At 64.4% G+C, this 21,344-nt stretch carries 16 protein-coding genes; 7 read left to right on the forward strand and 9 right to left on the reverse strand.

What is annotated here, in order from left to right; translation table 11 throughout:
* The first annotated feature begins 38 nt into the window (after positions 1-38).
* Positions 39-2,207, forward strand: a complete 2,169-nt coding sequence (locus tag ABE456_RS18420; RefSeq protein WP_346645181.1) for a TonB-dependent siderophore receptor — start codon at positions 39-41, stop codon at positions 2,205-2,207.
* A 14-nt stretch (positions 2,208-2,221) separates the two neighbouring features.
* On the opposite strand, the gene ABE456_RS18425 is transcribed toward ABE456_RS18420, so the two are convergent.
* The 6 genes from ABE456_RS18425 to ABE456_RS18450 form a co-directional block, all read right to left on the reverse strand.
* Complete coding sequence (locus ABE456_RS18425) at positions 2,222-2,833, reverse strand: cell wall hydrolase (RefSeq protein ID WP_346645182.1); 612 nt, start codon at positions 2,831-2,833, stop codon at positions 2,222-2,224.
* A 34-nt stretch (positions 2,834-2,867) separates the two neighbouring features.
* Entirely contained in the window at positions 2,868-3,785 is a 918-nt protein-coding gene (locus tag ABE456_RS18430; RefSeq protein WP_346645183.1) for an AEC family transporter, read from the reverse strand.
* Between the two features lie 259 nt (positions 3,786-4,044).
* Positions 4,045-4,908: a LysR family transcriptional regulator gene (locus tag ABE456_RS18435; RefSeq protein WP_346645184.1), complete on the reverse strand. Its 864-nt coding sequence runs from the start codon at positions 4,906-4,908 to the stop codon at positions 4,045-4,047.
* Positions 4,909-4,991: 83 nt separating this feature from the next.
* The gene (locus tag ABE456_RS18440; protein WP_346645185.1) at positions 4,992-5,846 is read right to left on the reverse strand and encodes an ABC transporter permease subunit; all 855 of its coding nucleotides are present in this window, start codon (positions 5,844-5,846) and stop codon (positions 4,992-4,994) included.
* A complete protein-coding gene (locus ABE456_RS18445; protein WP_346645186.1) occupies positions 5,843-6,859 on the reverse strand; it encodes an ABC transporter substrate-binding protein in 1,017 nt (338 codons plus the stop codon). The genes ABE456_RS18440 and ABE456_RS18445 overlap by 4 nt, the downstream gene beginning before the upstream one ends.
* 94 nt (positions 6,860-6,953) lie before the next feature.
* Positions 6,954-9,098 carry a methyl-accepting chemotaxis protein gene (locus ABE456_RS18450; protein WP_346645187.1) on the reverse strand — a complete coding sequence of 715 codons (2,145 nt, stop codon included), beginning with the start codon at positions 9,096-9,098 and terminating at the stop codon, positions 6,954-6,956.
* Positions 9,099-9,429: 331 nt separating this feature from the next.
* Between ABE456_RS18450 and ABE456_RS18455 the strand changes: the two genes are divergently transcribed.
* Positions 9,430-10,749, forward strand: a complete 1,320-nt coding sequence (locus ABE456_RS18455; protein WP_346645188.1) for a Na+/H+ antiporter family protein — start codon at positions 9,430-9,432, stop codon at positions 10,747-10,749.
* 13 nt (positions 10,750-10,762) lie between these two features.
* On the opposite strand, the gene ABE456_RS18460 is transcribed toward ABE456_RS18455, so the two are convergent.
* The 3 genes from ABE456_RS18460 to ABE456_RS18470 form a co-directional block, all read right to left on the reverse strand.
* Positions 10,763-11,770 (reverse strand): FecR family protein, encoded by a 1,008-nt coding sequence (locus tag ABE456_RS18460; RefSeq protein WP_346645189.1) that lies wholly within the window; start codon positions 11,768-11,770, stop codon positions 10,763-10,765.
* Between the two features lie 188 nt (positions 11,771-11,958).
* Positions 11,959-13,728: an acyl-CoA dehydrogenase C-terminal domain-containing protein gene (locus ABE456_RS18465; RefSeq protein WP_346645190.1), complete on the reverse strand. Its 1,770-nt coding sequence runs from the start codon at positions 13,726-13,728 to the stop codon at positions 11,959-11,961.
* A 135-nt stretch (positions 13,729-13,863) separates the two neighbouring features.
* A complete protein-coding gene (locus tag ABE456_RS18470; protein WP_346645191.1) occupies positions 13,864-15,486 on the reverse strand; it encodes an acyl-CoA synthetase in 1,623 nt (540 codons plus the stop codon).
* A gap of 194 nt (positions 15,487-15,680) precedes the next feature.
* Between ABE456_RS18470 and ABE456_RS18475 the strand changes: the two genes are divergently transcribed.
* The 5 genes from ABE456_RS18475 to ABE456_RS18495 all read left to right on the forward strand — a co-directional run bounded on the left by ABE456_RS18475 (position 15,681) and on the right by ABE456_RS18495 (position 21,126).
* Positions 15,681-17,087: an ATP-binding protein gene (locus ABE456_RS18475; protein ID WP_346645192.1), complete on the forward strand. Its 1,407-nt coding sequence runs from the start codon at positions 15,681-15,683 to the stop codon at positions 17,085-17,087.
* A 9-nt stretch (positions 17,088-17,096) separates the two neighbouring features.
* Positions 17,097-17,729: a response regulator transcription factor gene (locus ABE456_RS18480; RefSeq protein ID WP_346645193.1), complete on the forward strand. Its 633-nt coding sequence runs from the start codon at positions 17,097-17,099 to the stop codon at positions 17,727-17,729.
* Between the two features lie 167 nt (positions 17,730-17,896).
* Positions 17,897-18,370 (forward strand): MarR family transcriptional regulator, encoded by a 474-nt coding sequence (locus ABE456_RS18485; RefSeq protein WP_051094854.1) that lies wholly within the window; start codon positions 17,897-17,899, stop codon positions 18,368-18,370.
* Positions 18,371-18,400: 30 nt separating this feature from the next.
* Positions 18,401-19,594, forward strand: a complete 1,194-nt coding sequence (locus ABE456_RS18490) for an HlyD family efflux transporter periplasmic adaptor subunit (RefSeq protein ID WP_346645194.1) — start codon at positions 18,401-18,403, stop codon at positions 19,592-19,594.
* A complete protein-coding gene (locus tag ABE456_RS18495) occupies positions 19,591-21,126 on the forward strand; it encodes a DHA2 family efflux MFS transporter permease subunit (protein ID WP_346645195.1) in 1,536 nt (511 codons plus the stop codon). Before ABE456_RS18490 ends, ABE456_RS18495 begins: the two co-directional genes overlap by 4 nt.
* Positions 21,127-21,344: the final 218 nt, after the last annotated feature.

A 21,344-nucleotide genomic window follows, 5' to 3' on the forward strand; every position in this document is an offset into this window, starting at 1 on the left:
TGCCAGGAAGGCTGCAACCCTATCATCGGGAGTCTTTCATGGCACGAGTCCGCCTCTATCAATCGACCTTCCTCGCTGTGTGCTGTTCCGTTGCAATCCCTGCCCAGTCGGCCGATGAGGTCATCGAGCTGGATGCTACGGCTGTCAACGCCGAGGCGGCCAGGCCCAAGGGCGAACCACCAGAGCCGTTTGCTGGTGGCCAGGTAGCCAGGGGCGGGCAGATGGGCATACTGGGCAACCAGGACATGATGGACGTGCCGTTCACCATGACCAGCTATACCTCGCAGCTGATCGAAGACCAGCAGGCCGAGGACATTGGCGATGTGCTGCTCAACGACCCGTCGGTGCGCCAGTCGTTCGGCTTCGGCAACCAGTCGCAGGTGTTTGTCATTCGTGGTTTGCCGCTCAACGGCGATGACGTGGCGTTCAACGGCCTGTATGGCGTGCTACCGCGGCAGATGATTTCTACTGATGCCGTCGAGCGCGTCGAGGTGCTGAAAGGTCCCAATGCCTTCCTCAACGGTGCCAGCCCGACAGGTACCGGCCTGGGCGGTAACGTCAACCTGCAACCCAAGCGTGCCGGCGATATCCCGACGCGGCGTTACACCCAGGACATCAGCAGTGATGGCCGCCTCGGCGAGCACCTGGACCTCGGCCAGCGCTTTGGCGAAGACAACCGCTTTGGCGTACGCCTTAACCTGTCGCAGCGTGAAGGCGAAACAGCGGTGGACGACCAGCACCAGCGCAGCAAGCTGTTCATGGTCGGCTTCGACTACCGCGGTGACAACCTGCGCCTGTCCACCGACATCGGCTACCAGAAGCAACGGGTCAACCACATGCGCAACAGCGTGCGCCTGGGGGCCGGGCTGACGGATATTCCCCGCGCGCCGGATGCCGACCACAACTACGGCCAGGACTGGTCGTGGACCGAAACCGAGGACACCTTCGGCATGGTGCGTGCGGACTATGACTTCAACGACAACTGGAGCGCTTACCTCGCCGGGGGCCTCAAGCACACCCACGAGAACGGCTTCTATGGCACGCCGATCCTCACCGATGCGGCCAGCGGCGCTGCCACCATCGCCGGCTCGGAAATCCCCCACAACGAAGACAACAGCACCCTCATGGGCGGTATCAATGGCCGCTTCCAGACGGGGCCGGTCAGCCACCAGCTGAACCTTGGCGCCGCCAGCATCTGGACCCAGCAGGAAAACGCATTTGTCTTCTACAACTCGCAGAACACCAACATCTATCACACCGACCCGCTGCCCAGGCCAACTACGCCAACCTTCACCGGCGGCAAGCTGGATGACCCCGGGGTAACCGGCAAGACGCGCAACCGCAGCCTTGCTGTATCGGACACGGTGGGCCTGTTCGACGACACCCTGCTGGTCACTGTCGGTGTGCGTCGTCAACAACTGCGGGTGGAAGGTTACGCCTACGATGGCGAAGGCGCGGACCTGGGGCGCAACGCGTTCTATGACGAAGCGGTCACCACCCCGGTGTATGGCATCGTCTACAAGGTCAACCCGTCGATCTCGCTGTACGCCAACCGCATCGAGGGTCTGGCCCAGGGCGCGACGGCTTCGGGGCAGGGTATCGTCAACATCGGCGAAGTGTTCCCGCCGGCCAAGACCAAGCAAGTGGAGGCGGGCGTCAAGCTCGACTACCAGAGCTTTGGCGCCAACCTGGCAGTGTTCCGTATCGAGCGGCCTACCGACGGCTTTGTCCAGGGCAATGTGTTTGTCCAGGATGGCGAGCAGGTCAACAAAGGCATCGAACTGAGTGTCTTCGGTGAGCCGTTGCAGGGACTGCGCCTGATGGCTGGCGGCACGCGCATGGACACCGAGCTGAAGAACACCCAGAACGGCGCCGACGACGGCAACCATGCTGTCGGGGTGCCAACCTTTCAGCTCAATGCCAGTGTCGACTGGGATGTGCCAGGCTTGCCGGGTGTTGCGGTAAACGCCCGTATGTTGCGCACTGGCGGCCAGTATGCCAACCCGTCGAATACGCTAAGCCTGCCGACCTGGAACCGCTTCGATGTGGGCGCGCGTTACCGCTTCAAGGTGCAGGACAAGGCCGTCACCCTGCGCATCAATGTGGAAAACCTGACCGACAAGAATTACTGGGCATCGGCCAATGGCGGCTACCTGACCCAGGGCGACCCAAGGCTGGTCAAGTTCTCGGGGACGATCGACTTCTGATGCACCCTGGCAGCTCACCGCGCCAACGCCTGGTTCGGCTTGTAGAACAGAAAGTGTGTGGTCTGCGCGGTCCTGCGGTAGACCCTGGCCCAGTCCGGGTGCACATTGCGGTCATGGAAGTACAGCGCGCCGCCGGTGGGGTCTTTCAATTGCTGGTTGAGCGCCTTGCGGGCAATTTCCTTGGCAATGTCGTAGCGTTGCGCTTCCTCGACCTGGTCGGAGCGCCCGTCGCACCACCAGGAAAACTGGCAGGCCTTGCTCTCCACCCCTTGCTTGACCACGCCGCAAATAGTGTCCGGGAAGCCTTCGTGGCCCAGGCGGTTGAGCACCACACTGGCCACGGCGGTCATGTCCTCGGCGTCGGCGCCCTTGGCCTCCCAGTAGATGGTGCGGGCCAGGCAGGTGATGCTGTCGTCCAGCGGTGCCTTGCCGGCGGGGTCGACCGCTTGTGCTTCGCTTGGGGTCAGCGTCTGCGCTTTTTTCGGCGGCGCGGCATCCTTGACTACCTTTTCTTCCAGCACTTCGGCCTTGTCCTCGGCGACTGCGGCCTTGGCTGGGTCGGCTGCGTGCAAGGGGCCTGCCAGCAGGGCCGAGGTCAAACCGATCACCATCCACCAAAAGCGCATGAGGAAGCTTCCGAACTGTGGGCTGATTCACAGTCTAGCCAAGCGTAAGCATTAGTACCAAAGGCAGGGTTGCGGCAGCGGCCACGGTCTGCAGGGCAATGATGGTGGCCATCAGCGGTGCGTTACCGCCCATTTGCCGGGCCATTACGTAGGACGACGAGGCGGTGGGCAACGCCTGGAACAGCACGGCCACCACCGCTGCCTGGCCCGTCAGGCCGAGCATGCGGCACAGGCCCCAGGTGGTCAGTGGCATTACCAGGAACTTGAACGCCGAAGCCGCCATCAACGGGCGCACCTGCTGGCCCAGGCTGGCGCCACCCAGGGCTGCGCCGACGCACAGCAGGCCCAGCGGCAGGGCAGCCTGGCCCAAGGCTTTGACCGTGGGTTCGATACCCGCTGGCAAGCCCAGCCCAGTCAGCCGCAGCAGCAGGCCACCCGCGCAACCCACGATCAAGGGGTTGGCGAAGATGGCGCGTAGCACCGTGGCCGGTGAGCTGTGGCGGGCACTGAAACGGGCGAACACCAGCACGCAGAGCAGGTTGACCAGGGGCACGATGGCAGCATTGGCCACCGCCGCCAGGGCGATGCCGGCGCTGCCGTAGATGCCGGCGGCGAGGGTGGCACCAATGTAGTTGTTGAAGCGGATGCCGCCCTGGAACACGGAGGTGAAGTCGGCTCCGTCATGGTTCACCGCGCCCTGGTACAGCACCAGCAGCACGGCACCGGCCAGGGTCGAGAGCATCAGTGCGCCGACCATGCCCAGCACCGGTACGCCATCGAGGTTGGCGGTGGCCAAACCGTGGAGGAACAGCGACGGCAGCAGCACGTAGTAGCTCAGGCGCTCGGCGCCAGGCCAGAAGCTTTCAGCAAGAAAGCCGCGCAGGCGCAGGAAGGTGCCCAGGGCAATCAGCAGGATGATCGGTAGCAGGGTGGTCAGCAGCAAGTGCAGCATGGTCAGCGTTCCGAGGCGGGGTACGGGCACAGACTACGGGTATGCAATGATCTGGAAAAACGTTGTTTTCTGCACTTACTGTTGAGGAAAAATGCATCATTGCAAGCGGCATTTTTCCCCTGTGGGAGCGGGTTCACCCGCGAAGAGGCTGACGCGGTGGATGGCACCGGCGTTGCCGGTGTTCGCGGCTAAAGCCGCTCCCACAGGGATCGCGACTGCTTTTTGTGGTTGTGCAAGAAAGAAAAAGCTCGATGAATGTTCAAGCCTCAAGCGCAGTCTTCAACACCGCACTCAAATGCCGCCGCTGGCTCTTCTCATGCTCCAGCAACACCACCCGCCGGGTCAGCTGCGGCTCGCCAAACGGCAGGCAAGTGGCCGGCGGCAGGCGTTGCAGGTCGTCATCCGCCATGGGAATGATCGCCACGCCCAGGCCCATCACCGCCATGCGCGCCAGGGCTTCCTGGCTGTCCAGCTCCATCTGCTCGCTCACCTGCAAATGTTGCCGGCGCAACTCCTGCTCGATCTGCCGCCCGGCCCAGGCGCGCTTGTCGAAGCGCAGGAATGGCTGGCTGGCCAGTAACTGCGCCACGCTGAGCCCGGCCAGTTCGGGGCTGGCGATGGCCCAGAAGCGGTCTTCGAACAATGGTGTGAAGTCGAGGCTCTGCGGGTAGGGGCTGACCGGCTCGGTGGTGATCGCCGCATCCAGCTCGCCGTCTTCCACACGCCGTGCCAGCTCCGCCGACATGCCCGAGGCCACGCTGATGTGCAACTGCGGGTGGTGGGCCTTGATCCACACCAGCGCCTTGGGCAGGCGCCGCGCCAGCACCGTGTGGATCGCCCCCAGGCGCAGCCGGCCGCGCAGGCTCGGGCCGCTGGCCAGGGCGTCGGCCAGTTCGTCATAGGCCGCCAGAATGCTCTCGGCGCGGGCCACCGCCAGCTGGCCGGCTTCGGTCAGCACCACTTGCCTGCGGCTGCGGTCGAACAAGGTCACCTGCAGTTCGTCTTCGAGCGTCTTGATGTGCAGGCTTACCGCCGAGGGCGTGAGGCTGAGCAGGTCGGCGGCACGGGCGAAGGTGCCGTGGCGGGCGATGGTCACCAGGGTGCGCAGGGCTTTGAGGGACATGCAGATGAGGTCCGGTTGCAAGCTGAAAGAGCTGCATTGTCAGGCCAATATCATGGCTTGCGCTATACCCTGTAGGAGCGGCGTCAACCGTTGCGCCCACTACGCCCATACGCCTGGCTGATCCGGTCGATCACCATGGCCAGGGCGACAATCGCCAGCCCGGCTTCCACGCCTTGGCCAACATTCAAGGTCTGGATCCCCGCCAACACATCTTCTCCCAAGCCGCGGGCGCCGATCATCGACGCGACCACCACCATCGACAGGGCCATCATCACCGACTGGTTGAGCCCGGCCATGATGCTCGGCAGCGCCAGTGGCAGGGCTATGCGCCGCAACCGCTGCCAGCGGCTGGCGCCCAGGCCGTGTGCAGCCTGCAGCAACGAAGGGTCGATCTGGCTCAAGCCCAGTTCGGTCAGCCGTACCAATGGCGGCAGGGCATAGATCAGCGTGGCAAACACCGCGGGCACCTTGCCCAGGCCGAACAGCATCAGCACCGGTATCAGGTAAACGAACGCCGGCAGGGTCTGCATCACATCCAGCACAGGCAGCAACAGCCGCTTCGCCAGCGGTCGGGCGGCGAGCAGAATACCCAGCGGCACGCCCACCAGCACGCACAGGCCGGTACTGACCAGCACCAGGGCCAGGGTCTGTAGCAGTTTGTCCCACAGCCCGAGCATGCCGATCAGGGCCAGCAACGCCACCAGGCCGGCACTGCGCAGCAGGCTCCGGCTGGCATGCCAGGCGAGCAGGCCGACCAGCAGCAATAGCAGCCACCAGGGCAGCAGGCGCAGCAGGCTTTCCAGGCCGACCAGCAGTTGCAGCAGCTGCTCGGAAAACGTGCGCAGGTGGTCGCCGTAATTCAGCACCAGCCAGTCGACCAACTGGTTGACGCTGTCGGCAAAGGAAAACTGCAGGCCCTGGGGGAAGCCGCTGCTCACAGGCTGCCCTCGACCTTGGTGGCAATGTCCGCTGGCAACCAGGCTTTCCACACCTCACGGTTATCGCGCAGGAACGTGAGGGCGGCGTCGCGCGGTGGCGTGCGTTTTTCGCTCATGTCGGCCAGCGCCTTGTTCAGGCGTTCGATGGGCAGGTCGACCTGTTCGAACACGCTGACCAGGTCCGGGTAGCCTTCACGAAAAGCCTTGGACACGCCAATCGACAACTTCGCGGGTAGCGAGCGGCTACCCTTGGGGTTGGGGTTGCTGGCGTCGGTAAGGGTGGCCCAGGCCTGGGCATCGAATGGCGGCTCTTCCAGCCGTATGAGTTTGTAGCGGCCCATCAACGGGGTCGGGTTCCAATAGTAGAACAGCACGGGCTGGCCACGGCGGATGGCCGAGCCTATTTCGGCATCCATCGCCGCCCCGGAGCCACTGCGGAAATTGGTATACAGGTCGTTCAGGCCATAAGCCTTGAGTTTCTGGCTGTTGACGGTCTCGGATGTCCAGCCGCTAGGGCTGTTGAGAAAGCGCCCTTTGTCGGGCGACTCGGGGTCGCGGAACACCTGCGCATAGCGCTTGAGGTCGTCGACACTGCGTAATTCCGGCGCCGTGGCTTGCAACTTGCGAGCAGCATCGCCTTCGATCACATAGGCCGGTACCCACCAGCCTTCTTCAGCGTTCTTGACCGTGTCGCCCAACGCGAACACCTGGCCGGCCTGTTCAGCCTTGACCCAGGCAGGGCTGCGTCCGGCCCACTCCTCGGCGATTACTTGCAGGTCGTTGCGTGCCAGGGCCACCTCCATGCTGACGGTGCTGCCGGGCAGGGTGTCGGTGCTATAGCCGTAGCCGCGCTCCACGATCAGCCGCAGGATCTCGGTGGTGAGCGCGCCGCTTTCCCAACCGATGGCGCCAAAATGGATAGGCGCGCGTTGGTCTGCCAAGGCAGCGTTGTCGGCGCTGCCCAGGCCTGCGGCTAACAGCAGCCCGGCCAGCAGCATTGGAATTTTCTTCATGGAGACCTCGTCGTTCGCCGCGCCTTGGCAGTGGGGGCAAGTGTAGACGACGAGGTTTTGCGAAAATCAGGGCCACAGGCGTGGCCCCTTTGCCTCAGACGCGGAACTGGTCCATCAGCGCCTGTTGCTGGTTGGCCAGGCTGTTCAGCGACTGGCTGACCCGCGCCGACTCGTTGGCCTGCCCCGACAGCGACTCGGTGACATCACGGATGGTTGCCACGTTGCTGTTGATTTCCTCGGCCACCGCGCTTTGTTCTTCGGCGGCTGAAGCAATCTGCAGGTTCATGTCGGTGATCACCGTCACCGCCTGGCCGATGCGCTGCAGCGCGGTTACCGCCTGGCCAACTTGCTGCACACCGCTCTGGGCCTGGCGGTGACTGTTGTCCATGGCACCGACCACTTCGCGGGTGCCATTCTGCAATGCCTCGATCACCTGGCGGGTTTCTTCCACCGATTCCTGGGTACGCTGGGCGAGGTTGCGCACTTCGTCGGCGACCACGGCAAAGCCCCGGCCTGCTTCACCGGCGCGTGCTGCCTCAATGGCTGCATTGAGCGCCAGCAGGTTGGTCTGTTCGGCGATCGAGCGAATCACCTCCAGCACCGAACCGATCTTCTCGCTGTTTTGCGCCAGGCCCTCGACTTCGGCCATGGCGTGGCTCATGTCGGTGGCCAGGGCGTCGATGCTGTGGGTAGTGCGGTCTATCACTGCCAGGCCTTCGCGGGTGGCCTGGTCGGCGTCGCGCGCGGCTTGCGCTGCTTGGGCGGCGCTGCGGGCGACGTCCTGGGCGGTGGCGCTCATTTCGTGCGAGGCGGTGGCAACCTGGTCAACCTGGCGGTACTGCTGCTCCATGCCGGCGCTGGTTTCAGTGGCAATCGCCGAGGACTGGTCGGCGGTGCCGCGGGCGGCCTGCACCGAGCGTTTGACCTCGGCGATGGTTGGTTGCAGCTTGTCGAGGAAGCGGTTGAACCAGCCGGCCAGTTCGCCCAGTTCGTCCTGCTTCTGGTAGGTCAGGCGCCGGGTAAGGTCGCCTTCGCCGCTGGCGATGTCCTTGAGCATGGTGGCCACGCCGAGGATAGGCCGGGTAACACCGCGGGCCATCAGCCACACCATCAGCAGGCCGGCGATTGCCGCAGCCAGGCCCAGGCCCAGCTCCAGCAGGGTGCCGCTGGTGTTCAGTGCGTCCAGTTCCTGTTTCAGTGTTTCAGCCGGCCCGGTCAAGGCGTTTTCCGGTACATCCAGCAGCACGCCCCAGGGCTGGGCGTCGGGGATCGGCTGGAACGCCGCCAGCACCTTCAGGCGCTGCTGGTCATGCAGGATGGTCATCTTGCCAGCGGCCAGCTTGCGCACCAGTTCGGCGCCCTTGGCCGGGTCGACCTGGTCGAAGCGCTGGGCCAGCTTGCTGGCATCGGCGCTGTAGCCGGCCAGCAGGCCGACCGGGCTGAGGATGCCAACCGTGGTGCGGCCTTCGTACAGGCTGCGGCTGGCTTCCTGGCTCAGGGCCTGCAGGCTGTCGAGGTTGATGTCGATGGACAGGGTGGCGATGATCTTGCCGTTGACTGCCAGCGGGAAGACGATGCTGGTCATCAGCACCTGCTGGCCATCGATGTCATAGAAGTAGGGCTCCACCACGCACACCTTGCCGGACGTGCGCGGGCACACCCACCAGGTGTTGGCCGGCTGGCCGCTGGGGCCGACCTCGGTGTTGGCCATGTCATGTTCAGGCAGGGCCATGGCCGTCAGTTGGCCAGCGCGCGGTTGCGACCAGTACAGGGCAAAGCGCCCGGTCTCGTTGCTGCCCAGTTCCGCCTTGTCGGCGAACAGGCTGTCCTTGCTGTCCAAGGCGTTGGGCTCGAACACCAGCGACATGCCGAGCAGGTCGGGGTTGGCTTGCAGGGCGGCGCGCACCTGGCGGGTCATGTCCTCGCGCAGGTCGAAGGCATCGAGAAAGCGCTTTTCTGCCTGTTCGCGCAGGAACAGCACCTGGCGGGCGAAGCCGGCGCCGTACTGGTAGGCATCCATGAACTGGCGGCGAATGTTCAGCGCTTGCACTTCGCCCTGCGACTCGATGCGCGACTGCGCAGCCTCGGTCAGCATTTGCATGCTGCTGGCCTTGACCAGGTCTGAGCTGTGGTCCATGCGGTACAGCGACAGGCCGACGAGCAAGGTGACGATGCCGGCCAGGCAGAGACCGGCGAGCAGGGTGATCTTCCACTGGATGGAAAGTTGTCGCAAAGGCATGGGGGCGGATCCCTTGTAATAAGAGTGTGGCTAGCGACTATGTCGGCTGACACGTTTTTTTCTTTATTCAAACGTTCAATTTAAGTAGCGGCCTGCGCGGTCTCCTTGTAGGAGCGGCCTTGTGTCGCGATCGAGCCGCCTAGCGGCCCCAGCGATTTGTGCTGAGGTGGAGATCATGGGGGCGCTTCGCACCCTGATCGCGACACAAGGCCGCTCCTACAAGGGGGCTGCGAAGGACAGTGGTAATCCGCCGCAACATGGCATTTTTGACATCTGTCGCCCACTGCTTCAGAGTTCGCGCTTTTTTCTGTCGCAATGAGGTAAGCCAACCATGAATGCAGTGATCGCCGCGGTCGGCATCATGCTGATACTCAGCCTGTCCCGCGTGCATGTGGTCATCGCCCTGATCATCGGGGCCCTGGTCGGTGGGCTGGTCGGTGGCCTGGGTATCGAAGGTACGCTCAAGGCCTTCAATGGCGGCCTCGGCGGTGGGGCGACGGTGGCCTTGTCCTACGCACTGCTCGGCGCCTTTGCCGTGGCTATCGCCAAGTCCGGCCTGGCCCATGCCCTGGCCGATCGCGCCCTGGCCATGATCGACCGCCAGGGCCATGCCAATGGCGGCAAGGTCAAATGGCTGATGATCGGCCTGATGCTGGTGGTGGCGGTGTCATCGCAGAACATCCTGCCCATCCACATCGCTTTCATTCCGCTGCTGGTGCCGCCGCTGCTGTACGTGCTGACCCGCCTGCGCATCGACCGCCGGTTGATTGCCTGCGTGATCACCTTCGGCCTGATCACCCCGTACATGTTCCTGCCGGTGGGCTTTGGCAACATCTTCCTCAACGAGATCCTGCTGGCTAACGTCGCCCGCGCCGGTGTCGATGTGAGTGGCGTCAACGTCACCCACGCCATGGCCATCCCGGCTGCCGGCATGCTCGTCGGCCTGTTGTTGGCAGTGTTCGTCAGCTACCGCAAGAAGCGTGACTACGACCTGGCGCGCATCGAGCAGGTGGAGCAGGTGAGCGTGCAGTACAACCCGCTGACCCTGCTGGTGGCCGGGCTGGCGATTGCTGCCGCGTTCATCGTCCAGCTGTTGCTGGACTCGATGATCATCGGCGCCATGGTTGGCTTCCTGATCTTCTCGTTGTCGGGCATCGTCAAGTGGAAGGACACCGACGACCTGTTCACCGAAGGCATGAAGATGATGGCCATGATTGGCTTCATCATGATTGCTGCCTCCGGCTTTGCCGACGTGATGAAGGCCACTGGTGAAGTGCAGAGCCTGGTGGAAACCTCGGCACAGTGGATCGACCACAGCAAGGGTATCGGTGCCTTGCTGATGCTGCTGGTGGGCCTGCTGGTAACCATGGGCATCGGTTCGTCGTTCTCCACCGTGCCGATCCTGGCGGCGATTTTCGTGCCGCTGTGCGTGCAACTGGGCTTCGACCCGCTGGCCACGGTGTGCATCGTCGGTACTGCCGGTGCCTTGGGCGATGCGGGTTCGCCCGCCTCGGACTCAACCTTGGGCCCGACCTCGGGCCTGAACGTGGATGGCCAGCACCACCATATCTGGGACACCGTGGTGCCCACCTTCATCCACTACAACCTGCCGCTGCTGGCGTTCGGCTGGCTGGCGGCGATGACCTTGTAAGGCGGGGAGGGCGTCAGCCCTTGTCGGGCGGCGGCGAGATGCGGTTGAGCACGGTGCTGCCGTCCTTGCTGCGGGTCAGGTAGACCGGCAGCACCTTGGGCAGGTTGTTGACCAGGCGCCCCACTTCACGCGTGTTGTAGATGCCACTGATGCGGATACGCCCGGTGCTGGCGTCAGCCAGCAGCAGCGGCGCGTCGAGGTAGCGGTTGATCACCGGCAGCGCCTGCTCCAGGCTCAGGTTGTCGAGCACCAGCTTGCCGCTGCGCCAGGCCAGGCTGTTGCCGTAGTCGTCGCTCTGTTCCAGCTGCGGCTCGAAATCGCCCTTGTGATAGCTGGCCTGCATGCCAGGGCCGAGGCGGTAGCCACCGGCACTGCCGTCGCTGGACACCAGCACCGAACCTTCCACCAGGGTGACCTTGACCTGGTCCTGGTACTTCCACACGTTGAACTGGGTACCGGTGACCCGGGTCTGACCACGGCCGGCATGCACGATGAACGGGTGGCTGCTGTCGTGCTGCACCTTGAAGAACGCTTCGCCACGTTTGAGGGTGACCTGGCGCTGGTCCTTGTAGTTGAGGTAGGTGAGCTCGGTGTTGAGGTTGAGCTGCACCGTGCTGCCGTCGCTAAGTTCCACGGTCTGGATGCGGTCGCCAGCTACGAAGTGCTGGTAGTGATTGGGCAGCCAGCCTTGCTCCCAGCCCAGCCAGCCGGCCAATGGCAGCACTGCCAGGGCGATGGCGGCGGCGGAAGCCAGCGGCCGCCAGTTGCGCGGGCGTACGGCCCGCCGTACGGGTGGGTTGAAGTCGATGACGGTGGCATTGCGCGGCAGCAGGTCGGCGGTTTGCCAGATTTCCAGCATGGCCTGGTATTCCTCGGCATGCCGCAGGTCGGCCGCCAGCCAGCGGGCGAATTCCTCGCGCTCGGCCGCTGTGCAATCTTCGGCGTGCAGGCGCATGCACCAATGCGCGGCGGCGTCGGTGATGGCATCGTCTGGGCTGGGATTGAGGCGGTCGTGGTTCATTGCGGCTCCGGGTTTTGCGCATTCTACCCTTGCGAGAGGGCCCCCGAGAACCGGCGTAATGGCGAATGACTATCATTTGTGCCGGTTTTTCGTCGGATTTGCAATGGTTTTCCGGCGTTTGAGAACCTTTCGCGCACGCATTTGCGGTCTGAAATCGTAGGGGCTGCTTTGCAGCCCCCGAGGGGCCATCAGAATTGCGCCGCATCCAAACCATAAAGGCTGTCACTACCCGCCCGGATACTGGCCTCCAGCCCCAACCCCCGCGGCAAAACCCGCTGGAAGAAGAACTCCGCACACGCCAGCTTCGCTCCGTAAAACGCAGCATCTTCATCGCGCTTGGCCAACGCCACCGCCGCCATTCGCGCCCACATGTAGGCATACGCCGTCAGGCCGAACAGCTGCAGGTACTCCACCGCCACCGCGCTGACCAGGTTGGCATCCCCGGCAGCATGTGCCCGCAGCCAGGCGCTGGTAGCCTCCAGCCGCGCCAGGCTTGCCTGCAGGGCCTCGCGATGCAACGGCGCATCCACGCTGAAGGCCCGTACCTCGGCGGCAAAGCTGGCCAACGCCTGGCCCCCGTCGGCCAGCACCTTGCGCCCGAGCAGGTCAAGGGCCTGGATGCCATTGGTGCCTTCATAGATCTGTGCAATCCGCACGTCGCGTACCCGTTGCTCCTGGCCCCATTCGCGGATGTAACCATGGCCGCCATACACCTGCTGGCCGAGTACGCAGCTTTCCAGGCCGTTGTCAGTGAAGAACGCCTTGGCCACCGGCGTCAGCAGCGCCACCAGGCGCTGGGCATGCTCACGTTCACCGGCGTCTGCGGCGTAACGCGCCAGGTCCAGTTGCTGGCCGACATAGGCCGCAAATGCCCGGCCACCTTCGGTGAGCGTGCGCATGGTCAGCAGCATGCGCCGCACATCACCATGGTGGATGATCGGGTCGGCAGCCTTGTCCTGCGCATGCGGGCCTGTGGCGGCACGGCTTTGCAGGCGCTCGTTGGCGTAGCGGGCGGCGCTCTGGTACGAGGCTTCGGCACAACCAATGCCCTGGATGCCGATGGACAGGCGCTCGTAGTTCATCATGGTGAACATGGCCGCCAGGCCCTTGTTCGGCTCACCAACCAGGTAGCCAATGGCACCATCGAAGTTCATCACGCAGGTGGCCGAAGCCTTGATGCCCATCTTGTGTTCGATCGAGCCGCAATGGGCGGCGTTGCGTGCGCCCAGGCGGCCGTCAGCCTCGACCAGGTACTTGGGCACCAGGAACAGCGAGATGCCTTTGGCGCCGGAGGGCGCGTCCGGCAGCTTGGCCAGCACCAGGTGGATGATGTTCTCGGTCAGGTCCTGCTCGCCGCCGGTGATGAAGATCTTGCTGCCGCTGATGCGATAGCTGCCGTCGGCCTGGGGCTCGGCGCGGCTGCGGATCAGCCCAAGGTCGGTGCCGGCATGGGGTTCGGTCAGGCACATGGTGCCGGCCCAACGGCCTTCGTACAACGGTGGCAGGTAGGTGGCCTTGAGCGCTTCGCTGGCGTGGGCATCGATTGCCAGGCAGCTGCCGGCGCTCAGCGCCGAATACAGGCTGAAGCTGCAGTCGGCGGCGTAGAGCATTTCTTCGAAGAGCACGCCAAGCATTTTCGGCATGCCCATGCCGCCATGCTCGGGGTTACCACCCAGGCCGACCCAGCCTCCTTCGCGGTAGGTGTGCCAGGCCTCGCGGAAGCCGTCGGGGGTGGTGACCTGGCCTGCATCGAAGCACACGCCTTGTTCGTCACCGTTGCGGCTGAGCGGGGCAATCAGCTGGCCGGTGACCTTGGCGGCTTCTTCAAGGATGGCGTCGGCAGTGTCGGCGTCGATGCGCTCGGCCAGGGCCGGCAGGCGGGCCCACAGGGCCGGGGCGTTGAACACGTCATGCAGGACGAAACGCATGTCGCGCAGGGGGGCGTTATAAGTGGTCATCGGTGGCTCTTGAAAAGTGGGAAATCTGGGCTGGCCTCTTCGCGGGTAAACCCGCTCCCACAGGGGTCGTGCAAGCCACAAACCCAGTGCCGTAACTGGAGGAGCGGGTTCACCCGCGAAGAGGCCGCTGGGGCATCACAGGGCTTTGGCCCGGTCGCGCAGCACGTACTTCTGGATCTTGCCGGTCGAGGTCTTGGGCAGCTCGCCAAACACCACGGTCTTCGGCACCTTGAACCCGGCCAGGTGCTCGCGGCACCAGCTGGTGATGTCAGCCTCGCGGGTGTCCTCCCGCCCTGGTTTCAGGGCAACGAAGGCGCACGGGGTTTCTCCCCATTTCTCATCCGGGCGCGCCACCACGGCGGCCTCCAGTACTGCCGGGTGCTTGTACAGGGCGTCTTCGACTTCGATGGTGGAGATGTTCTCACCACCAGAAATGATGATGTCCTTGAGCCGGTCCTTGATCTCGACATAGCCGTCGGCATGCCACACAGCCAGGTCGCCAGTGTGGAACCAGCCACCACGGAAGGCCTCGGCGGTGGCTTCGGGGTTTTTCAGGTAGCCCTTCATCACCGTGTTGCCGCGCATGAAGATCTCGCCCAGGGTGTTGCCGTCGCGTGGCACCGGCTCGAGGGTTTGCGGGTCGGCGACCATCAGGCCATCGAGGGTCGGGTAGCGCACGCCTTGGCGTGACTTGATTCGCGCGCGCTCTTCCAGCGTCAGTTCGTCCCATTCGTCATGCCAGGCACACACGGTCACCGGGCCATAGACTTCGGTCAGGCCGTAGGTGTGGGTCACCTGGATGCCCATCTCTTCCACGGCGCCAATGACCTTGGCCGGTGGCGCAGCGCCGGCAACCATGGCCTGCACCGGGTGCTCGATGGCCGCCTTGGCCGCTTCGGGCATGTTGACCAGGGCGTTGAGCACGATCGGCGCGCCACACAGGTGGCTGACCCGGTGTTCGCGGATCAGGGTCAGGATTTTCTGTGGGTCGACCCGGCGCAGGAATACGTGGGTACCGGCCAGGGCGGTGATGGTCCAGGGGTAGCACCAGCCGTTGCAGTGGAACATCGGCAGGGTCCACAGGTACACCGGGCGGTGGCCCATGGCCCAGATCATCTGGTTGCCCAGGGCGTTCAGGTAGGCGCCGCGGTGGTGGTAGACCACGCCCTTGGGGTTGCCGGTGGTGCCGGAGGTGTAGTTGAGCGAGATCGCCTGCCACTCGTCATCGGGCCATTCCCAGGCAAATTCCGGGTCGCCCTCGGCGAGGAAAGCCTCATAGTCCAGTGCGCTGACCGCCCGGCCTTCGCCGTACTCCGGGTCGTCCACATCCACCACCAGGGGCGGGTGTTCAAGCAAGGCCAGGGCAGCCTCGATGACGCTGTGGAACTCGCGGTCGGTAATCAGCACCTTGGCCTCGCCATGCTGCAGCATGAAGGCGATGGCTTCGGCGTCCAGGCGCACGTTCAGGGTGTTAAGCACGGCACCGGTCATGGGCACGCCAAAGTGCGCTTCGAGCATGGCCGGAATATTGGGCAGCATCACTGCCACGGTGTCGCCACGGCCGATGCCACGGCCCACCAGGGCGCTGGCCAGGCGTCGGCAGCGTTGGTAGGTTTCCTGCCAGTTGCGGCGGATGGCACCGTGGATCACGGCTGGGTAGTTGCCGTATACGGCAGCGGTGCGTTCGATGAAACTCAGCGGGGTAAGGGCGACATGGTTGACGGCAGTGGGCATCAGGCCCTGGGCATAGATCGACATGCGGTAATCCTGTAGGGGAGGCAGGCGCAGCCTGTGCGCTTGGCCCCCGATGGCTGATTGTTAGCTCTGTTCAGGGTGCTGGGAGGCGAACGGTGGGCCGCTCCCTCTGTCGCAGTTTTACGCGAATCGCTATGGTAGTAGGAATATCGACTATAGCAATATAGTAAAACTACTATAACAACGAGCCGCCTATCGTGGACAAGACTGCTTACCCCTTGCTTGCCAAGGACCCACAACCCAGCCTGTTGCTGGCTGCCGATGCCAGGCCGCTGGTGCTCAACCCGGCGTTGCAGGCCTGGGTCGATGATGGGCCGGCACTGGCCAACTGGCTGCCGGCCAACTGCGCCGCCCTGGTGCGCGCCTGCCTGCGCCAGCATCGGGCGATTGCCGATGTCGAGGTACAGGTCGGCGAGCGCATCGTGCTGTGGACGTTCATTCCTGATGACCAGGGCCAGCACGTGCTCGGGCGCTGCCGCGACGCCAGCGCAGAGCGCCACGGCGCACGCGAAGCCAGCCGCGCCCGGCACCTGTACCGGCTGATCATCGAGAACACTACCGACCTGATCTCCCGGCACAGCCCCGATGGTCGCTTTCTCGACGCTTCGCCGGCAGCATTCCGCCTGCTTGGCCTGTGGCCCGAGCAATTGCGCGGCATGGCCGTGCACCCCTTGCTGCACCCGCGCGAACGCCGCCAGGTGTTGCGCCAGGCCGCCGCAGCGCTGGACCAGGACGGCTACCACACCATGACCTGCCGGGTGCACCAGGCTGCGGGCGGCTACCGCTGGTTCGAAATCGCCAGCCGGGCCATCCGCGAAACCTACACCGGTGCGGTGGTGGAGGTGGTCAGCGTGTCCCGCGACATTACCTTGCGCATCGAAGCCCAGGAGAGCCTGGCGCACAGCGCCCGGTTGGCCACACTGGGCGAGCTGGCCTCGGGTATCGCCCACGAGATCAACCAGCCATTGGCTGCGGTGGTCAACTATGCCAACGCCAGCCAACGTTATCTGCAAGGTCTGGAGCGCGACCCACAGGCCCGCGAGCGGGTAGGGCAGGGCCTGCAGCGCATCAGCGAACAGGCCACCCATGCCGCCGAAGTAATCCGCCGCCTGCGCGCCTTTCTGCGTAAGGGGCCACGCCGCCTGCAGGCGCTGGACGTGGCCGAGGTGGCCGGCGAAGCGATGCGCCTGTGCGCCTGGGAAGCTGCACGTGACCAGGTGGTGGTGGAGCTGCGCATGAGCGCGCAACTGCCCTCGGTGTACGCCGACCGGGTGCTGCTGGAGCAAGTGCTGCTCAACCTGCTGCGCAATGCCATCGACGCCAACCGCGAGCAGCATGGCGAGCAGCCGTCACGTATCCTGCTTGGCGCCGTGCGCGATGGCGACGGCGTGCTGGTCGAGGTCGTCGACCAGGGCCCGGGCGTGGCGCCCGAGCGCCTGGATGAAATCTTCACGCCGTTCACCACCAGCAAGGCCGACGGCCTGGGCCTGGGTTTGAGCATGAGCCGCAGCCTGATCGAGGGTTTTGGCGGCAGTTTATGGGCACGGGCCGGCGACAACGGCGGCTTGGTGCTGTGCTGCCGGCTGGCGGTCAGCAGGGGATAAGGGGAGGTAGTGGTGCAAGCGAAAGTGTATGTGGTCGATGACGACCAGGGTATGCGCGATTCGACGGTCTGGCTGCTGCAGTCAGTAGGCTTGCAGGCCTTGCCGTTCGCCAGCGGGCAGGCGTTTCTCGACGCCTGCGTCGATGATGGGCCAGCCTGCGTGCTGCTGGATGTGCGCATGCCGGGGCTGGGTGGGATGGCGGTGCAGCAGGCGATGCGCGAGCGTGGTCTGGCACTGCCGGTGATCTTCGTTAGCGGCCATGCCGATGTGCCGATCGTGGTGCGGGCGTTCAAGGCGGGTGCCTGCGACTTCATCGAAAAGCCCTACAACGACCAGTTGCTGCTGGACAGTGTGCAGGCTGCACTGGAGCACGCCGGGCGGGCGCGCCAGGGCGACCAGGCGTTGGCCCAGGTGCAAGCGCGTATCGACAGCCTTACGCCGCGTGAGCGTGACGTGTTCGTGCCGTTGGCCCAAGGGCTGAACAACCGCGAGATTGCCGAGCAGCTGGGCATCAGCGTGAAGACCGTCGACCTGTACCGGGGGCGGGTGATGAAGCGGCTGCAGGCCGACAGCCTGGCGGAGCTGGTGGGCATGGCGATCGCCTGCGGGGCGGTGCAGGCGTTGGGCCTGAACGCTTTGTAGAGGCGACATGCCCGGATCCCTGTGGGAGCCGGGCAAGCTTCCAAGAGCCGCGCGCGGCAGGTGCCAGAAGCGCCAAATCATGAAATTTTCCATAGCTAGCTAATCAAAGCTTTGACATTCACTGCCTAGGCAGTAATATTTTTACACAATTACCCGAGCAGTCACCGATGGCCCATTTCTCCCCCGAAAACTTCCAGACCTGCGCCATCGGCATGCTGCTTGGCCGCGCGGCGATCCTCAAGGACCGCATTCTCGACTGGCACCTCGAATCAGAGGGTGTCACCGCTGCGCAGTTCAAGGTGCTGATCATCGTCACCCAGTACCAGGTGGATACCCCGGCCGAGCTGTGCCGCTACCTGGGCCTGGACAGCGGTTCGATGACCCGCATGCTCGACCGCCTCGAGCAGAAGGAGCTGATCGTGCGTAACCGCTGCGCCGACGACCGCCGCCAGGTACGCCTGGCACTTACGGCTGACGGCCAGCGCCTGGCCGACCGCCTGCCGGAAATCGGTGCCGCGGCCATGAACGAGTTGTGCGGCGTGCTGGCGCCCGAAGAACTCAAGACCTTGGAAGGCCTGCTGGCCAAGGTCCTGCTCGGTGCCGGCGACCCGTTGACGATCCGCCGCTTCGGCGATCGCTGAACCCTGTCACGAATTATCCAAGGTATTGTCATGGCCACTCCCGCAGACACCCCGACTCCCTCCGCCGCGCCCGAGCCGTCGCGCAAACGCAAGGCCTGGCTGCTTGGCCTGCTGTTGCTGCTGATCCTTGCCGGCGTTGGCGCCTGGGCCTGGTACAGCCTGGTCGGGCGCTGGCACGAAAGCACCGACGATGCCTACGTCAACGGCAACGTGGTGGAGATCACCCCGCTGGTCACCGGCACTGTCACCAGTATCGGTGCCGATGACGGCGACCTGGTTCACGCCGGCCAGGTGTTGCTGCAGTTCGACCCGGCTGACAGCGAAGTGGCCTTGCAGTCCGCCGAAGCCAAGCTGGCGCGCAGCGTGCGTCAGGTGCGTGGGTTGTACAGCAACGTCGACTCGCTCAAGGCCCAGCTGGAAACGCGCCAGGCCGAACTGCGCAAGGCGCAACAGGATTTCAACCGGCGCAAGGTGCTGGCTGACAGCGGTGCGATTGCTGCCGAAGAACTGTCCCACGCCCGCGATGACCTGAGCGTGGCCCAGGCCGCCGTCAACAGCGCGCGCCAGCAGCTCAGCACCAGCAGCGCGCTGGTCGATGACACCGTGGTGTCCTCGCACCCCGAGGTGATGGCCGCCGCTGCCGACCTGCGCCAGGCCTACCTCGACCATGCCCGCACCACGTTGGTTGCGCCGGTCACCGGCTACGTTGCCAAGCGCACCGTGCAACTGGGCCAGCGCCTGCAGCCGGGTACCGCGACCATGGCGGTGATCCCGCTGGACCAGGTTTGGATCGACGCCAACTTCAAGGAAACCCAGCTGCGTGAAATGCGCATCGGCCAGCCGGTGGAAATCAGCGCCGACCTGTACGGCAGTGAGGTCAAGTACAGCGGCACGGTCGACAGCCTTGGTGCTGGCACTGGCAGCGCCTTCGCCCTGCTGCCAGCGCAGAACGCCACCGGCAACTGGATCAAGATTGTCCAGCGCGTGCCCGTGCGTATTCACCTGAGCCCCGATCAGCTCAAGGACCACCCGCTGCGTATCGGCCTGTCTACCGTGGTGGAAGTCGACCTGCACGACCAGAGCGGCCCGACCCTGGCCCAGCAGCCACCGCAGCAAGCCAGCTACTCCACCCAGGTGTATGACCGCCAGCTGGTGGAAGCCGACCACCTGATTGCCCAGCTGATTCACGAAAACAGCGCACCCGGCAAGACGGCCCAGCGATGAGTAACAATGCCCCTGCCCAGTTCACGCCGCCGAGCTTGCTGCTGACCACCATCGGCCTGTCGCTGGCGACGTTCATGCAGGTGCTCGACACCACCATCGCCAACGTGGCCCTGCCGACCATTTCCGGCAACCTGGGGGTGAGTTACGAGCAGGGCACCTGGGTCATCACCTCGTTCGCGGTGAGTAACGCCATTGCCTTGCCGCTGACCGGTTGGTTGAGCCGGCGCTTTGGTGAAGTAAAGCTGTTCATCTGGGCCACGCTGCTGTTCGTGCTGGCTTCGTTTCTGTGCGGTATCGCCCAGTCGATGCCGGAGCTGGTCGGTTTTCGCGTGTTGCAGGGCGTAGTCGCCGGGCCGTTGTACCCGATGACCCAGACGTTGCTGATTGCGGTGTATCCACCGGCGAAGCGGGGCATGGCGCTGGCGCTGCTGGCAATGGTCACGGTGGTGGCGCCGATTGCCGGGCCGATTCTCGGCGGCTGGATCACCGACAGCTACAGCTGGCCATGGATCTTCTTCATCAACGTGCCGATCGGCCTGTTCGCCGCTGCCGTGGTACGCCAACAGATGCGCACGCGGCCGGTGGTTACCAGTCGCCAGCCGATGGACTACATCGGCCTGCTGACGCTGGTCATTGGCGTTGGCGCCTTGCAGGTGGTGCTGGACAAAGGCAACGACCTGGACTGGTTCGAGTCGTCGTTCATCATCATCGGTAGCCTGATTTCGGTGGTGTTCCTGGCGGTGTTCGTGATCTGGGAGCTGACCGACCGCCACCCGGTGGTCAACCTGCGCTTGTTCGTGCACCGTAACTTCCGCGTCGGCACCATCGTGCTGGTCGGTGGCTATGCGGGGTTCTTCGGCATCAACCTGATCCTGCCGCAATGGTTGCAGACGCAGATGGGCTACACCGCCACCTGGGCGGGCCTGGCGGTGGCGCCAATCGGCCTGCTGCCGGTGATCATGTCGCCGTTCGTGGGCAAGTACGCGCACCGTTTCGACCTGCGGGTGCTGGCGGGGCTGGCGTTCCTGGCGATCGGTACCAGCTGCTACATGCGCGCCGGGTTCACCAGCGAGGTGGACTTCCAGCATGTGGCCTTGGTGCAGTTGTTCATGGGCATTGGCGTGGCACTGTTCTTCATGCCGACCTTGAGTATTCTGCTGTCCGACCTGCCGCCGCACCAGATTGCCGATGGTTCCGGGCTGGCGACATTCCTGCGTACTTTGGGCGGGAGTTTTGCAGCGTCGTTGACGACGTGGATCTGGATTCGCCGGGCGGATCAGCATCATGCCTACCTGAGCGAGCACATCAGCCAGTTCGACCCGGCCACGCGGCACACGCTGGAGCAACTGGGCGGGGCCAGTCCGCAGAGTTACGCGCAGCTGGAGCAGATACTCAATGGGCAGGCCTACATGATGTCGACGGTGGACTACTTCACCATGATGGCCTGGGTGTTTGCCGGGTTGATCCTGTTGGTGTGGTTTGCCAAGCCACCGTTTACCGCCAAGGCGGGGCCGGCTTCGGCGGGGCATTGAACTAAACGACAAGGCTAGATCGCAACGCTCTTGCTCTTGCTCTTGCTCTTGCTCTTGCTTCGGCTTTTGCTTCTAAGCGCGCGATAGTCCAGGCGACGCAGATTGCGACTTCAGGAGGCCGAGCGAAGGGTTTGCGGAGGGAGGTGACGGGCATGGATGCCCGTCAAGCGCTGAGGCCCCATGGATGGGGCCTGAAGCGCGTACTCCCGAGAGCTAGC

The sequence above is a fragment of the Pseudomonas sp. TWI929 genome, assembly GCF_039673335.1.
In the GTDB taxonomy this organism is placed as follows: domain Bacteria; phylum Pseudomonadota; class Gammaproteobacteria; order Pseudomonadales; family Pseudomonadaceae; genus Aquipseudomonas.

Coding starts and splice junctions, on each gene's coding strand:
- ABE456_RS18420 (WP_346645181.1), top strand. CDS start 39: ATGGCACGAGTCCGCCTCTATCAATCGACCTTCCTCGCTGTGTGCTGT.
- ABE456_RS18425 (WP_346645182.1), bottom strand. CDS start 2,833: ATGCGCTTTTGGTGGATGGTGATCGGTTTGACCTCGGCCCTGCTGGCA.
- ABE456_RS18430 (WP_346645183.1), bottom strand. CDS start 3,785: ATGCTGCACTTGCTGCTGACCACCCTGCTACCGATCATCCTGCTGATT.
- ABE456_RS18435 (WP_346645184.1), bottom strand. CDS start 4,908: ATGTCCCTCAAAGCCCTGCGCACCCTGGTGACCATCGCCCGCCACGGC.
- ABE456_RS18445 (WP_346645186.1), bottom strand. CDS start 6,859: ATGAAGAAAATTCCAATGCTGCTGGCCGGGCTGCTGTTAGCCGCAGGC.
- ABE456_RS18450 (WP_346645187.1), bottom strand. CDS start 9,098: ATGCCTTTGCGACAACTTTCCATCCAGTGGAAGATCACCCTGCTCGCC.
- ABE456_RS18455 (WP_346645188.1), top strand. CDS start 9,430: ATGAATGCAGTGATCGCCGCGGTCGGCATCATGCTGATACTCAGCCTG.
- ABE456_RS18460 (WP_346645189.1), bottom strand. CDS start 11,770: ATGAACCACGACCGCCTCAATCCCAGCCCAGACGATGCCATCACCGAC.
- ABE456_RS18465 (WP_346645190.1), bottom strand. CDS start 13,728: ATGACCACTTATAACGCCCCCCTGCGCGACATGCGTTTCGTCCTGCAT.
- ABE456_RS18470 (WP_346645191.1), bottom strand. CDS start 15,486: ATGTCGATCTATGCCCAGGGCCTGATGCCCACTGCCGTCAACCATGTC.
- ABE456_RS18485 (WP_051094854.1), top strand. CDS start 17,897: ATGGCCCATTTCTCCCCCGAAAACTTCCAGACCTGCGCCATCGGCATG.
- ABE456_RS18490 (WP_346645194.1), top strand. CDS start 18,401: ATGGCCACTCCCGCAGACACCCCGACTCCCTCCGCCGCGCCCGAGCCG.
- ABE456_RS18495 (WP_346645195.1), top strand. CDS start 19,591: ATGAGTAACAATGCCCCTGCCCAGTTCACGCCGCCGAGCTTGCTGCTG.